Source organism: Tenacibaculum sp. Ill, assembly GCF_051938915.1.
Classification (GTDB): Bacteria; Bacteroidota; Bacteroidia; order Flavobacteriales; family Flavobacteriaceae; genus Polaribacter; species Polaribacter larymnensis.
This window is the reverse complement of sequence record NZ_JBPSCW010000002.1, coordinates 951,026-966,003: the sequence shown is the minus strand read 5'-3', so window position 1 is coordinate 966,003 and position 14,978 is coordinate 951,026. Positions and strand designations below refer to the sequence as shown.

At 31.9% G+C, this 14,978-nt stretch carries 13 protein-coding genes and 2 tRNA genes; 13 read left to right on the top strand and 2 right to left on the bottom strand.

Going from position 1 to position 14,978, the window contains the following annotated elements; translation table 11 throughout:
* Positions 1-54 precede the first annotated feature (54 nt).
* The 4 genes from trxA to ACTPNM_RS04595 all read left to right on the top strand — a co-directional run bounded on the left by trxA (position 55) and on the right by ACTPNM_RS04595 (position 1,617).
* Positions 55-372 (top strand): thioredoxin, encoded by a 318-nt coding sequence (gene trxA, locus ACTPNM_RS04610; protein WP_028892415.1) that lies wholly within the window; start codon positions 55-57, stop codon positions 370-372.
* Positions 373-450: 78 nt separating this feature from the next.
* Entirely contained in the window at positions 451-1,371 is a 921-nt protein-coding gene (locus tag ACTPNM_RS04605; RefSeq protein WP_440120803.1) for a DUF58 domain-containing protein, read from the top strand.
* 55 nt (positions 1,372-1,426) lie between these two features.
* Positions 1,427-1,500: transfer RNA gene (locus tag ACTPNM_RS04600), tRNA-Asp, on the top strand.
* Positions 1,501-1,543: 43 nt separating this feature from the next.
* Positions 1,544-1,617: transfer RNA gene (locus ACTPNM_RS04595), tRNA-Asp, on the top strand.
* 123 nt (positions 1,618-1,740) lie between these two features.
* Here the strand turns inward: ACTPNM_RS04595 and ACTPNM_RS04590 are convergent.
* Complete coding sequence (locus tag ACTPNM_RS04590) at positions 1,741-3,162, bottom strand: fibronectin type III domain-containing protein (protein ID WP_440120802.1); 1,422 nt, start codon at positions 3,160-3,162, stop codon at positions 1,741-1,743.
* Positions 3,163-3,501: 339 nt separating this feature from the next.
* Between ACTPNM_RS04590 and ACTPNM_RS04585 the strand changes: the two genes are divergently transcribed.
* The 8 genes from ACTPNM_RS04585 to ACTPNM_RS04550 all read left to right on the top strand — a co-directional run bounded on the left by ACTPNM_RS04585 (position 3,502) and on the right by ACTPNM_RS04550 (position 10,440).
* Positions 3,502-4,326 carry a prephenate dehydratase gene (locus ACTPNM_RS04585; protein WP_440120801.1) on the top strand — a complete coding sequence of 275 codons (825 nt, stop codon included), beginning with the start codon at positions 3,502-3,504 and terminating at the stop codon, positions 4,324-4,326.
* Positions 4,323-5,465: a pyridoxal phosphate-dependent aminotransferase gene (locus ACTPNM_RS04580; RefSeq protein WP_440120800.1), complete on the top strand. Its 1,143-nt coding sequence runs from the start codon at positions 4,323-4,325 to the stop codon at positions 5,463-5,465. The genes ACTPNM_RS04585 and ACTPNM_RS04580 overlap by 4 nt, the downstream gene beginning before the upstream one ends.
* A complete protein-coding gene (locus ACTPNM_RS04575; RefSeq protein WP_440120799.1) occupies positions 5,465-6,331 on the top strand; it encodes a prephenate dehydrogenase in 867 nt (288 codons plus the stop codon). The genes ACTPNM_RS04580 and ACTPNM_RS04575 overlap by 1 nt, the downstream gene beginning before the upstream one ends.
* An 8-nt stretch (positions 6,332-6,339) precedes the next feature.
* On the top strand, positions 6,340-7,422 hold the full coding sequence (locus ACTPNM_RS04570) for a bifunctional 3-deoxy-7-phosphoheptulonate synthase/chorismate mutase type II (protein ID WP_274639127.1): 1,083 nt from the start codon (positions 6,340-6,342) through the stop codon (positions 7,420-7,422).
* A gap of 78 nt (positions 7,423-7,500) precedes the next feature.
* A complete protein-coding gene (locus ACTPNM_RS04565) occupies positions 7,501-8,253 on the top strand; it encodes a DUF5995 family protein (RefSeq protein ID WP_440120798.1) in 753 nt (250 codons plus the stop codon).
* A gap of 41 nt (positions 8,254-8,294) precedes the next feature.
* The gene (gene rsgA, locus ACTPNM_RS04560; protein ID WP_121146160.1) at positions 8,295-9,236 is read left to right on the top strand and encodes a ribosome small subunit-dependent GTPase A; all 942 of its coding nucleotides are present in this window, start codon (positions 8,295-8,297) and stop codon (positions 9,234-9,236) included.
* 41 nt (positions 9,237-9,277) lie between these two features.
* Positions 9,278-9,730 carry a D-aminoacyl-tRNA deacylase gene (gene dtd / locus ACTPNM_RS04555; protein ID WP_440120797.1) on the top strand — a complete coding sequence of 151 codons (453 nt, stop codon included), beginning with the start codon at positions 9,278-9,280 and terminating at the stop codon, positions 9,728-9,730.
* A 65-nt stretch (positions 9,731-9,795) separates the two neighbouring features.
* Entirely contained in the window at positions 9,796-10,440 is a 645-nt protein-coding gene (locus ACTPNM_RS04550; RefSeq protein WP_440120796.1) for a YceI family protein, read from the top strand.
* A gap of 48 nt (positions 10,441-10,488) precedes the next feature.
* Here ACTPNM_RS04550 and lipB read toward each other — a convergent pair whose 3' ends face one another.
* Positions 10,489-11,193 (bottom strand): lipoyl(octanoyl) transferase LipB, encoded by a 705-nt coding sequence (gene lipB, locus ACTPNM_RS04545; protein ID WP_440120795.1) that lies wholly within the window; start codon positions 11,191-11,193, stop codon positions 10,489-10,491.
* Between the two features lie 87 nt (positions 11,194-11,280).
* Here lipB and ACTPNM_RS04540 point away from each other — a divergent pair, with 87 nt between their 5' ends.
* The gene (locus ACTPNM_RS04540; RefSeq protein ID WP_440120794.1) at positions 11,281-14,949 is read left to right on the top strand and encodes a reprolysin-like metallopeptidase; all 3,669 of its coding nucleotides are present in this window, start codon (positions 11,281-11,283) and stop codon (positions 14,947-14,949) included.
* Positions 14,950-14,978: the final 29 nt, after the last annotated feature.

The window sequence follows — 14,978 nt, the reverse complement described above, 5'->3', positions numbered from 1 at the left end:
TTTACATTTGTACTGTACAAATAAGAAAGTAACTTAGATAAAAACATAAATAAAATGGCATTAGAAATTACAGATGCTTCTTTTGAAGAAGTAGTATTAAAATCTGACAAACCAGTATTAGTAGATTTTTGGGCAGCTTGGTGTGGACCTTGTAGAATGGTATCTCCTATCGTTGATGAAATTAGTAATGAATACGACGGTAAAGCTGTAGTTGGTAAGGTAGATGTAGATGCAAATCAAGAGTTTGCTGCTAAATACGGTGTAAGAAACATCCCTACTGTATTAATTTTTAAGAATGGTGAAGTTGTTGACAAACAAGTAGGTGCCGCTCCTAAAAAAGCATATACTGATAAAATTGATGCTGCTTTATAATATATAAATAGTATTTTAATTTGATATTATAGAAAAGGTTTAGCAATTGCTAAACCTTTTTTTTATCTTCGAAATTATATGATTGATCTTAAAAATACGACTTCTGAACTAAAAAACCTCGAATTACTGGCTAAGCAAGTAGTAGAAGGTTTTATAACAGGTATGCACAAAAGTCCGTTTCATGGATTTTCGGTTGAATTTTCTGAACACAAACTTTATAATAAAGGAGAAAGCACTCGACATATTGACTGGAAGTTGTTTGCTAAAACTGAAAAACTATACACCAAAAAATATGAAGAAGAAACGAATCTTAGGTGTCATTTAATCATCGATAACTCAGCTTCTATGCATTATCCTATCAGTAAAAATCAATCCGTCGATAATTTAAATAAAATTGGTTTTTCTACAGTTGCTGCAGCTTCTTTAATGGATATTTTAAAAAGACAACGCGATGCTGTTGGGTTAAGTATTTACTCAGACACTTATGAGTATTATGCTCCTGAAAAAGGAAGTGAACGTCACCGTAAGATGTTATTACACCAATTAGAGCAATTACTGTCGTCTGAATCTACCTCTTCTACAGAAACCTACCAATACTTGCATGAAATAGCTGAAAAGATCCACAGGAGGTCTTTAATCTTTTTATTTACGGATATGTTTCAAATAACCAAAAATGAAGAAGAGCTTTTTAATGCTTTACGACATTTAAAATTTAATAAACATGAAGTAATCTTGTTTCATACCTACGATAAAAAAACAGAGTTTTTATTCGATTTTGACAATACACCAAAAAAATTTGTGGATGTTGAAACTGGAGAAGAAATAAATTTATATACTGAAAATGTACAGCAAAAATATCAAGAATTGAGCAGCGGTTTTTTCAACAACCTAAAAAACAAATGCTTACAATACAAGATAGATTATGTTCCTGTAGACATAAATGAGGGCTATGATAAAGTACTTACCTCTTACCTTATCAGTAGACAGAATTTTTTATGAAATAACTCTTTTTTATTTAAAAAAAGGTTATATATTTGCATCCGCTTAGAGCAACGGTCTGGTAGTTCAGCTGGTTAGAATACATGCCTGTCACGCATGGGGTCGCGGGTTCGAGTCCCGTCCAGACCGCTAAAGTTTCTCTAAAAACATACAATATATTGCTTCAAGCAACGGTCTGGTAGTTCAGCTGGTTAGAATACATGCCTGTCACGCATGGGGTCGCGGGTTCGAGTCCCGTCCAGACCGCAAAAAGCTTCTCTTTTTTAGAGGAGCTTTTTTATTTTACTTACTTACAATTTGATTTCTATAAAATAAAAAGAGGAAAGGTTTAAACCTTTCCTCTTTTATAAATTAATATTATTTCTTTACTTACTTAACATTATAAGTAAATTCATAATCTAGCTCTTTACCTCCACTAGAATACTTTAAACTTCCTTTATTTTCTGCAGAAGTTAAGAATTCATTGTATTGTTCTTCTGTAATTCCAAAATTAAGAACATCCGGTGCAGCTGCAAAAAAACCATCAAAAGTCGTATTATCAATTGTAACAGAACTTACAACAAAAGAATCTGTTAATTTCAATACAACAAGATACCCCACATATTGGTCTTTATAAATATCTACATTAAGAACAGTAAATGAACCATCAACTGGTTTTGTTTTAAAAGTAACAGTATTAATTGTAGCAGCTCCACTCGTATCTCTCGCTACAACCTTTACTACATATTCCGTATTTGGAGTCAAAGATGTTAAACCATAAATACTATTTGTCCAACCAGTCGCTATTTCTTCTCCATTAATATAAAGATCATAAAACACATTATCACCATCAGGGTCTACTGCGTCATCCCAATTCACCAATGCACCTGAATCACTAATATTATCTATTTCAATATTAAACCCTGCAGGTGGATTACTTGTTGTTTCAAATGTTTTCTCTACTTCCGTAGTCAATTTAAGATCCTTAGATACAACTTTCACCACATAAGAAGTAGTTGACTCGAGCCCTTCTAATACATAATTTAATGTCTCTAAACCAGAAGCTACAACACTCTCATTTAAATATACATCATAAGTTACAACATCTCCATTCGGATCTATTGACTCAGTCCATAGTACTTTAGCCGAATTATTAGTTATATCACCAATAGTTACCTCAAATTTATTGGGAGCTAAATTTGTTTCTAAAGTAGTAAATGTTTTTTCACTTTTAGTTGATTTACTATCAACATCTGTTGCTATTATAACAACCTTATATTCTGTTTTATTTGTTAAGTCTGACAAACTTAAAGAAGTCTCTTTTAAGTTTTCAGCTACCATTTCTCCATTCAAAGTAACACTATAAATTACAGCTTTACCTTCTGGGTCTTTAGACGCACCCCAATTAAGCTGAGCAGATGTTTCTTTTATTTCAGAAACCTCAACAGTAAAACCTGAAGGCTCACCATTTAAAACGGTTGTAAAAGTCATTGAACTCACAGTAGACTCCCCTTCTTTATCTGTAGCAGTAATCTTAACAGTATACTTAGTTTTTTCTTCTAGATCCACAAGACTCAAAGATGTTACTGACAACTCACTTTCTAAAACTTTTTCATTTAAACTAACCTGATAATAAACGATTGACTTTTCTGGATCAATTGCCTCTTCCCAATTCAATTCAGCAGTTGTATCAGTAACACCAGACACTGCTATTTCAAACTTAGAAGGCGGTAGATTCAGCTCTTCTTCACTATCAGAAGAACAAGACATGAAAAGGTTTACAAACACAAAAAAAAATAAGATTTTTTTCATAACTTTTATTTAATTTTTTTAAATTAATATTAGCACAAACATATACTTTTATTTAAAAATAGAAACTATAAATATTACTTTATTCTCCCCTTATCCTTTTGTTATATTTTACCTTCTTATTACATTTTTTCAAAAAAAAGTTTGGTTTAGTTAAATTTATTTCTAAGATTTGTCCTGTACAAAGAACACAAATACAATGATGTTACAAAACGTATGGCAAGGTTTCTATTTTTACTTTTTTAGTAAGAGACGAGACTTTGTATCATATTGTTAACCTAACAAAAAAACATATACCCAATCAAAGTCTCGAATTTATCGAGGCTTTTTTTTTGATTAAAAATGAAAGAAATAGCCATTCAAGGAATACAAGGAAGCAATCACCATATTGTTGCAAACAACTACTACGGAGAAAACATCAACTTAAACGAGTGTTTATCTTTTGATATATTAGTTGATAGTCTTTTAAGCTCTAAAAGTGAGTTAGCTGTTATGGCGTTAGAGAACACTATTGCTGGTTCAATCATACCAAATTATGCTTTAATTGACAAACATGATTTACATATTTCTGGAGAATATTATCTACCTATACATCATCATTTGATGGCACTACCTAGCCAAAAAATTGAAGATATTACTGAAGTTTGTTCACATCCAATGGCTTTATTACAATGTAAAGAGTTTTTCAAACAGTATAAACATATAAAACTTGTTGAAGATGTTGACACCTCTGCAGTCGCAAAAAGAATTGCAGAAAATCAATTAAAAGGTGTTGCTGCAATTGCACCAAAAATGGCAGCTAATATTTTTGGTTTATCAATTATTGAAGATGAAATTCAAACTATTAAAAATAACGCAACTCGCTTTGTATTTCTTCAAACAAGCCTTCCTAAAAACGGTAAAAATGAAATTAACAAAGCTTCATTAAAATTTGAATTAGACCATAAAAGAGGAAGTTTAGCAGCAATGTTAAACGTAATGAGTGATTGTAAATTAAACCTTACCAAAATACAATCATTACCAAAAATTGAAACACCATGGAAGTATGCTTTTTTTGTTGATGTAACCTTTGACAGATATGAAGATTATGAAAAAGCAAAGGCTGTAATTCAAATTATGGCAGAAGAATTTAAAATATTAGGTGAATATAAAAACGGAAGATTATGATACAGTTTGCTAATCGATTACAAACCGTACAAGAGTACTACTTCTCAAAAAAATTACAAGAAGTACGTCAATTAATTTCAGAAGGTAAACCAATTATAAACATTGGTATTGGTAGCCCTGATTTACAACCTCCAACATCAGTATTAAAAGCTATTCAAGATAGTTTACAAGATACTGGAGCGCATAGCTATCAGAGTTATCAAGGTTTACCAGAGTTTAGACAAGCGGTTGCTAACTTTTATCAGAATAACTATAAAGTTTCCATAAATCCTGCCAACGAAGTACTTCCTTTAATGGGAAGTAAAGAAGGGATTATGCATATTTCATTAGCCTTTTTAAACGAAGGAGATCAGGTATTGATTCCTAACCCAGGATATCCAACCTACAGTTCTGTAACCAATTTATTGGGAGGAGAACCTATTTTTTACGATTTGGAAGAAGCTACTAACTGGCAACCTAACTTTGATGCCTTAGAAAAAATAGACACTTCAAAAATAAAGTTAATGTGGGTAAATTATCCGCATATGCCAACTGGTGCTGAGGCAACCAAAGAAACTTTTCAAAAGTTAATTGACTTTGGAAAGAAGCACAATATTGTTATTGTAAATGACAATCCATATAGCTTTATACTGAATGAACACCCTCAAAGTATTTTACACATTGAAGGAGCTAAAGACATTGCTATTGAATTAAATTCGGTTAGTAAATCATTCAATATGGCGGGATGGCGTGTTGGAATGTTACTTGGAAAACCTGAATTCTTAACTGAAATTTTAAAAGTAAAAACTCAAATGGATTCAGGAATGTTTTACGGAATCCAAAAAGGAGCTACAAAAGCTTTAGAGTTAGACAAGAATTGGTTTGTACAATTAAACAACACCTATAAAAAGAGACAAAAATTAGTATTTGAATTAGCAGAAAAACTAGGATGCACCTACGATAAAAACACCTCAGGAATGTTTGTTTGGTGTAAACTTCCTGAAGGAAAAACGTCTGAAGAAATGATTGATGAGTTATTATATAACAAGCACATTTTTGCGGCTCCAGGAACCATCTTTGGCAACCAAGGTGAAGGATACATTCGTTTTTCATTATGTGTACCAGAAGAAAAAATAAAAGAAGCAATTAATAGAATATAATGAATGTATTTATCATAGGTTTAGGATTAATCGGCGGAAGTTTTGCCCTAGATATTCAGCAAGCATTTAAAAATGCAACTATCTACGGAATTGACTCCAATGAAGAACATGGTAATCTTTCTTTAGAAAGAGGGATCATCCATCAAAAAGCGGTATTTTCAGAATTATCAAATGCAGACATTGTTATTATCGCCATTCCTGTAGATGTTTCACAAGAAGTAATTTTGAAAACGTTGGATATTATTTCAGATGATTGTTTGCTTTTTGATGTAGGCTCGACTAAAGAACAAATTTGTAATGTTATTAAAAATCACCCAAAGAGAAGAAATTTTTTAGCTACGCATCCGATTGCTGGAACAGAGTTTTCAGGACCCAATGCAGCTTTGATAAATTTATTTAGAAACAAGACTAATATTATTTGTGAGGTAGAAAAAACTGCATTCAAATTACAAGAAAAAGCATTAGACATATTCTCAAAATTAGGAATGCGTATTCGATATATGGATCCAAAATCGCACGATAAACATATTGCATATGTATCACATTTATCACATATCAGTTCTTTTATGTTAGGTAAAACTGTCATCGAAAAAGAGAAAAACGAACGTGATATTTTTGATATGGCTGGTAGTGGGTTTGCCTCAACAGTACGATTAGCTAAAAGTTCACCAGCAATGTGGACTCCTATTTTTGAACAAAACAAAGAAAATGTTATTGAGTCTTTAAATGAATATATTCATAACTTACAACAATTCAAAACCTTATTAGAAGAAAAGAATTTTCCAGAAATCTACACAGAAATGGAAAACACAAATTATATAAAACAGATTTTAAACGGAATTTTAGAGGGAGTACCTCAACAATAGAAACTCAAATGGAGAATACAAAAGAATTAAGAACGTGGTTAGATGCCTTCGGATTAGGACACCCACTAGTAATTGCAGGGCCTTGTAGCGCTGAAACTGAAGAACAAGTATTACAAATTGCACACGAATTAAAAAATACTGATGCTACTGTATTAAGAGCTGGTATTTGGAAACCTCGTACCAGGCCTGGAAATTTTGAAGGTGTAGGCGCTTTAGGGTTAAAATGGTTACAAAAAGCCAAACAAGAAACGGGAATGTTAATTGCCACTGAAGTTGCAAACAAAGACCACGTAAAGCTAGCTTTAGAACACGATGTAGATATTTTATGGATTGGTGCTCGTACCACCGTAAGCCCATTTATCGTTCAAGAAATTGCAGATGCTTTAGAAGGAACTGATAAAATTGTATTAGTAAAAAACCCTGTAAACCCAGATTTACCATTATGGTTAGGTGCTATTGAACGTTTATATGCTAAAAACATTAAAAAATTAGGGGTTATTCATAGAGGATTCTCTACATATGAAAAAACTAGATACCGTAACAACCCTGAATGGCAAATCCCTATTGAATTACAAAATCGCTTTCCAGATTTACCACTAATTTGTGATCCTTCACACATAGCTGGTCGTCGTGATATTATTTTTGATGTTTGTCAAACTGCTCTTGATTTAAACTTTGATGGTTTAATGGTTGAGACTCATTACGATCCTGATAATGCTTGGAGCGATGCCGCACAACAAATTACACCTAAATCATTAATTCAAATGATGATTGATTTAAAAGTTAGAAAAGCTACCGATACTGAAACTGAGTACAGAAACGCTTTAAACACCCTACGTACTCAAATTGATGTAGTTGATCATCAATTAATTGAAATGTTAGGTAAACGTATGAAAATAGCAGATTCAATTGGTAAATTGAAAAAAGAGAAAAACGTTGCTATTTTACAAACCAAGCGATGGAATGAGATACTAGGAAAAATGATTTTAGAAGGTGATGAACGTGGCTTAAGTGAAGAATTTGTACTTAAAATGTTCAAAGCAATACACCAAGAAAGTATCAATCACCAAGAGAAAATTATTAACAGTTAAATATCTAAAAGACCGCTATTTTGTTAGCGGTCTTTTTTATTCTATTTATTGTATTTTCATCCGACCAAACTTAAAAGAATGAAACCTATCCATACTATTGATGATGTAATAAACATATTACAAGACATCATTAATGAATCTATAGAAAACAAAAGTCCATTAGGCTATTTTGCTGCTTTATACCAAAAAGTAACAATAAAAGTAAAAGAAGGCATACAAAGCGACTATTTTGATGATAACCAACGAATGGAAAAACTCGATATAATTTTTGCTAAAAGATACATAGATGCCTATTACAATTACAAAAACAATACACCTATTACTTCTTCTTGGGAAAAAGCTTTTAGCATAGCTAATAAGTATTGGTATATAGTCTTACAACACTTATTAGTTGGTATGAACGCACATATTAATTTAGATTTAGGAATAGCAGCAGCAGAAGTTTCCAAAGGGCAAAACATCCAAAACTTACATGGTGACTTTAATAAGATTAATGAAATTTTATCCTCTTTAGTTAATGATGTTCAAGATGATTTAGCCAAAGTATATCCTTTTTTAAAGAAAATCCTTATCTGGACTAAAGATGTTGACGACTTTTTAGTTGATTTTAGCATGGAATTAGCTAGAAATGGTGCTTGGGATTTCGCTGTAGAATTAGCCAACACACCAACTAGTGATTTTGAAAACACTATACAAAAAAGAGATATTAAAATAACTGAAAAAGCTGATTTAGTTATTTCTCCAGGTTTCATACCTAAATTAATTTTCATGATTATTAGAATCTCAGAAAGAGGAACAGTAGCTCAGAAAATTAACGATTTAACAGATTAAACAATACTAAAACATTCAATTTTTATTCTCATCTTTGTTCTATGACAGGAACGGTTTATAAATCTACAGGAAGTTGGTATTGGGTAAAGTCTGAAGGCGAACTATATAAGTGTCGCATTAAGGGAAAATTTCGAATCAAAGGAATTAAAAGTACTAATCCTATCTCAGTGGGTGATATTGTTGATTTTTCATTAGAAACCAAAAATGATGAGGAAACAGGCTTAATTACCAATATCCACGAACGAAAAAATTATATAGTTCGTAAGTCGGTAAACTTATCTAAGCAAACTCATGTAATTGCTTCTAATATTGATCAAGTATTTTTATTAATTACTATTGACAACCCTCCTACTTTTACCACATTCATCGATCGTTTTTTAGTTACTGCTGAAGCCTATTCAATCAAAACTATATTAGTTTTTAATAAGATTGACTCTTACGAAATTGAGCAACGAGCAGAAATTATGTATCTAAAAGACATTTATGAAGCTATTGGTTACGAATGTATAGAAGTTTCTGCTACTCAAAACATCAATATAGATAAAATCAAAGCATTAATGACTGGTAAAGTAAGTATGTTTGCGGGTCATTCTGGTGTTGGAAAAACTACCTTAGTAAATGCTATTGAACCTTCCTTAGACCTAAAAACAAAAGAAATTTCTGAACAACATAAGCAAGGACAACATACTACAACGTTTGCAGAAATGTTCGATTTAAGTTTTGATGCTCGTATTATAGACACTCCCGGAATTAAAGGTTTTGGTGTAGTTGACATGGATAAAGATGAATTAGGTGATTATTTCCCTGAATTTTTTGCTTTAAAACAAAACTGTAAATTCAATAATTGTATTCATGTAAACGAACCACAGTGTGCTGTTAAAGAAGCTTTAGAAAATGAGGAGATTGCTTGGTCTCGTTATAAAAGTTATCTACAAATTTTAGAAGGAGAAGACGAACACTACAGAACTGATATTTGGGAATAGCACTATTAAATTAGTCTACCAAATACAAAAATCTATATAAAATGAAAATTGTAATTCAACGCGTTTCAAAAGCTAGCGTTACTATTGAAAATAAAAAAGTAGCCGAAATACAAAGCGGTCTTTTAATTTTACTAGGAATTGTTAATGAAGATACTCAAGAAGATATTAAGTGGTTATCAAACAAAATAACTAACCTCCGTGTTTTCAATGATGATGAAGGTGTTATGAATAAATCAATTAAAGATATCAATGGAAATATAATTGCTGTGAGTCAATTCACCCTACATGCTTCTACTAAAAAGGGAAATCGTCCTAGTTATATTAAAGCTGCTAAACCTAATATTGCCATTCCTTTATATGAAAAATTTGTTCAACAGGTTGAAGTTGATTTAGGAAAAAAAGTACAAACTGGTCAATTTGGAGCTGACATGAAAGTGGAATTACTAAATGATGGTCCTGTAACTATAATTATCGATTCCAAAGACAAAAAATAATTTCCATGGGAATTATTTTTAATTATATTTGTACCTGATTAATAATCATTATTAAAAACACAAAAATGAAAAAAACAATTTTAGCTATTGCTTTTATTGCAATTGGAGCAGTTTCTTGTAAGACAGAAAAAAACAAAGCTGCTGTTAGCGACGAAGTTAAAGAAGTTGCAAAAACAGAAAACATCATCAATACTTATAAAGCTAATGTTGCAGAATCAACTGTAACTTGGAAAGGAAGCAAGCCTACTGGTTCTCACAACGGTGTAGTAAGTTTAGAAAAAGGAACTTTAGAAGTTGAAAACGGAAACGTAAAATCTGGAGAGTTCATTATCGACATGACTACTATTGTTTGTGAAGATTTAGAAGCTGGAAATGGTAAAGAAAAATTAGAAGGTCACTTAAAAGCAGGTGATTTCTTTGATGTTGAGAAATTCCCAACTGCTAAATTTGAAGTAGCAAGTTCTGAATTAAAAGACGGAAAAGTACACGTTACTGGAAACTTAACTCTTAAAGATGTTACTAAGAGCATTACTATTCCTGCTACTGTTACAGAAGCTGACGATATGGTAACTTTTAAAAGTGATGTTTTTTCTATTGACAGAACTGACTTTGGTGTTACATACAAGTCTAAGAAAATTGACGCCGCTTTAAAAGATAAGTTTATCAACGACTTAATGGAAATTTCTTTTGATATTAAAGCTAAAAAATAATTTTAGTTTTTAAGAATTAAAAAGGGTTGACAATTGTCAACCCTTTTTTTATGATTTTATAAATTCTTCCACTTCAAATAATTCTTTAAAGTGTTTTAGAATTTTTTCTTTCACTTCTTCCTCTGAAACCTTTTCACCTAATTCTGCTTCCATTGAAGTTACTGCCTTACCACGTATTCCACAAGGAATAATATTATCAAAATAACCTAAATTGGCATTTACATTCAAAGCAAAACCATGCATAGTAACCCACCTACTTGCTCTAATTCCCATAGCGCAAATTTTTCTTGCAAATGGTGTACCTACACCTAACCAAACACCAGTTTCTCCTTCACTTCTTTCTCCTTTCAACCCATATTCAGCAATTGTTAAAATAATTGATTCTTCTAACAAACGTAAATACTTATGAATATCAGTAAAAAAGTTCTCTAAATCTAAAATTGGATAGCCTACAATTTGTCCAGGACCGTGATATGTTATATCTCCTCCTCTATTAATTTTATAAAAAGTTGCTTCTTTTTCTTTAAGCTTCTCTTCATTCAATAATAAATTATTAATATCTCCTGACTTACCAAGGGTATAGACATGCGGATGCTCAACAAACAAAAAGTGATTTGGCGTTTCTATTTCACTACCATCACTTCTTCTTTCTCTTTTTAGTGACACTATTTCATCTAAAAGGTTAGTTTGGTAATCCCACGTTTCTTTGTAATCTTTTCTTCCTAGATCACTAATTCTTATTTTTTTATTCATAAATTGTACCGCTAAACTACCTTACAAAGGTAGGGAAATTTAAAGTTTTACTGTTATAAACTATAACGTATATCAATTACAAAAATCATGTTTAAAAAAAGTACCCTTCCTTTTTTATTTGCTTTCTATTTTTCAATAGCTAACTTGTTTTCTCAACAACTATGGACAAGAATTCAAAAAGATGCTATTGCTCAACAGAAGAAAGAAGTTTTCAATACTAATTCTTTGCCTAAAGAATATATTTTGATGAGTTTAGATTTAGATAACTTTAAGAATATATTACCAAACTCTTTATCTAAAAACACCTCTAATTCAAAAATCATTCAACTTCCTAATGCTAATGGAAAATTAGAAAGATTTTCTATAAAAGAAACCTCTTATTTAGCTTCAAGGTTGGCTGAAAAATTCCCAATGATTAAGTCTTTTTCTGCTCAAGGTATTGACAATCCTTCTTCTTCTGCTAAAGTAAGTATTGGAAAAGACGGGGTTCATGCTATTATTTTTTCTGCAAATGAAGGCACTTCATACATAAACCCTTATACAAAAGATTATAGAGAGTATATTGTTTACAAGAAAAGTAGCTTATCTCCTTCTAAAGATGAATTTTTGTGTAAAGTTGAAGACGTTATACAAGACGAAAATATATCGCCACGCCAAAGAAGGAACGCTAATGATGGTAACTTAAGAACTTATAGAATGGCTATAGCTTGTACTGGTGAATATGCTCAATTCCATATAAACAATCAAGGAGTATCACCAACAGCTAGTAACACAGAAAAAAAAGCGGCTGTATTATCTGCTATGAACACTACTATGACCCGTGTAAATAGTGTTTATGAAAGAGATTTAGCAGTAAGAATGATTATCGTAGATAATAATGATTCCTTAATTTTCTTAGATGCTGACACAGATGGATTAACCAATGATGATGCTAATACTTTAATTAACGAAAGTCAGGTAAAATGTGATAATATTATTGGAGATACTAATTACGATATTGGACATACATTTAGTACTGGTGCTGGAGGATTAGCTCAATTAAATTCTGTTTGTGTTACAAACTATAAAGCTCAAGGGGTTACGGGTAGAAGCCAACCTATTGGCGATACATACGACATAGACTATGTTGCACACGAAGTTGGACATCAATTTGGAGCAACTCATACATTTAACAATTCTTGTGAAGGAAATAGAAGCGATAACACTGCAGTTGAACCTGGAAGTGGTTCTACAATTATGGCTTACGCTGGTATTTGTTCACCAAATATTCAAAATGTAAGTGATGATTATTTTCACGCGGTTAGTATAGCTCAAATGTGGAATCACGTGCAAGGATCAGGAAGTTGTGCTACCTCAACAAGTACAGGAAATAATGCTCCTACTGCTAATGCAGGAAACAATGTAAGTATTCCTAAATCTACTCCATTTATTTTAAAAGGACAAGCTACAGATGCTGACGGAACATCTTCATTAACGTACTCTTGGGAGCAAATCGACAATGAAACAGCAACAATGTCTCCATTATCTACTAATACTGGTGGACCAATGTTCAGGTCATTACCTCCTTCTTCATCTTCTGACAGATACATGCCTGCACTTTCTACCGTATTGAGCGGTAATACTTCTACAACATGGGAAGTTTTACCTTCTGTGGCAAGAGAGCTAGACTTTGCATTAACGGTAAGAGATAATAATTCTGGTGGTGGTAGTTCGGATAGAGATGATATGAGAGTAACAGTTACTGATGCTGAAGCTTTTACCATAACAAGCCCTAATTCTACTGTAGATTGGGGAGCAGGTTCTACACAAACCATTACTTGGAGCAAAGGAACATCTGACCAAGCTCCTATTAACTGTGCTAATGTTAATATAAAACTTTCAACAGATGGTGGTCTTACATTCCCTATTACCTTAAAGAGCAACACTCCTAATGACGGTTCAGAGGATATTGTTATACCTGACAACCCTACTACAAGTGCTAGAATATTAGTAGAGGCAGCAGATAATATTTTTTATAACATAAACAACACCAACTTAACAATTTTCCCTACTTCTCCTACTTATTCAATAGTTAATAACACAGGAGACATGTCCGTATGTAACATAGGTACAAATGAACTAGTTTTTGATTTTGACTATAATGCTTTATACGGTTTTAACGATACTGTAAATTTATCTTACTCAGGAGCTCCTGCGAATTCTGTAGTAACATTAAGTAATTCTACAATTAATAGCAGTGGAAAATTCACCTTAACTGTAACAGATCTTACAAAGGTTACTAAAGGAGATTACACAATTACTGTTACAGCGACATCAGGTTCAATAACTAAATCTGTAGACATACTATTAAACGTAAATGATGGTCTTTGTAATTCTTCTGGTAATATTGTATCTCAATTGAGTATAACCAACGTTACCTTTAATAGCATTAATAACAACTCAAATAAAACAAATGGATATTCAGACTTTACTAGTCAAAACACAGACGTTGTTAGAGGTGAAAACTATAATTTAACTACCTCTATCAATACTGATGGAAATAGCAACGTAAAAACATTTGCTTGGATTGATTGGAACCAAAATTGTGTATTTGATATTGATGAAACTTATAACTTAACCTCATCTAGCAGTCTCTTAATTACAGTTCCTGAAGGAATTCCTACAGGCTCTACAATTATGAGAGTTTCTACAAAACTAGACAGTGACCCAAATTCTTGTGAACTGAGTTTTAATGGTGAAGTAGAAGATTATACTATTACAGTTTTAGAACCTACTTTCTCTATTTCAAATACAACTGGAGACTTATCTGTATGTAATCAATCTACAAACGAAATAAGTTTTGATTTTGATTATACCGCTTTATATGGTTTTACTGAAACTGTTAATCTTTCTTATTCAGGAGCACCTACAAACTCTACTGTAACAGTTAACCCTACTAGTATGAATAGCAGTGGAAAATTTACCTTAACAGTAACTAACTTAACGGATGTTGCTACAGGAGATTATACAATTACTGTTACCGCTAACAGTACCTCAATGACCAAATCGGTAAATGTACTTTTAAATGTAAACAATAGTCTTTGTAATTCTTCTGGTAATACTGAATCTCAATTAAGTATTACTAATGTTACTTTTAATGGCATCAATAATAATTCTGATAAGACAAATGGGTATTCAGATTTTAAGTCAACAACTACTCAAATAGTTAGAGGTGAAACCTACGATTTAACAACCACTATTAATACAGCAGGAAACGATAACATAAATACATTTGCTTGGATAGATTGGAATCATAACTGTACATTTGATGCTGATGAAACTTATGAAATAGCATCTAACAGCGTTTCTATAAGGGTACCAGAAAATGCACCACTAGGGGCTACAACTATGAGAGTTTCTACAAAACAAGATAGCAACCCGAATTCTTGTGGATTAAACTTTAATGGTGAGGTAGAAGATTATACTGTAATGGTTGAAGAGAGTTTTGCCACCGATAATACTTTATTTGATGATTTACTTACATATCCTATCCCTTCAAACGGAGAATTTACAGTAAGTTTCAAAGTAAAAGATAAAGAGTTAACTGTTATTAGACTTTTTGATTTTAGAGGTAGATTGATTGAAACACAAAAGTTCTCAACTATTTCTAGTCAGTTTAATGAAATAGTACAACTAACAAAAGCTGCTAGCGGACTGTATCTTTTACAAATTGAAAATGCAGGAAAGCTAGTAACCAGAAAAATAGCTATTAGATAATTTTTTAAAAACTAAATAAAAAAAGCAGT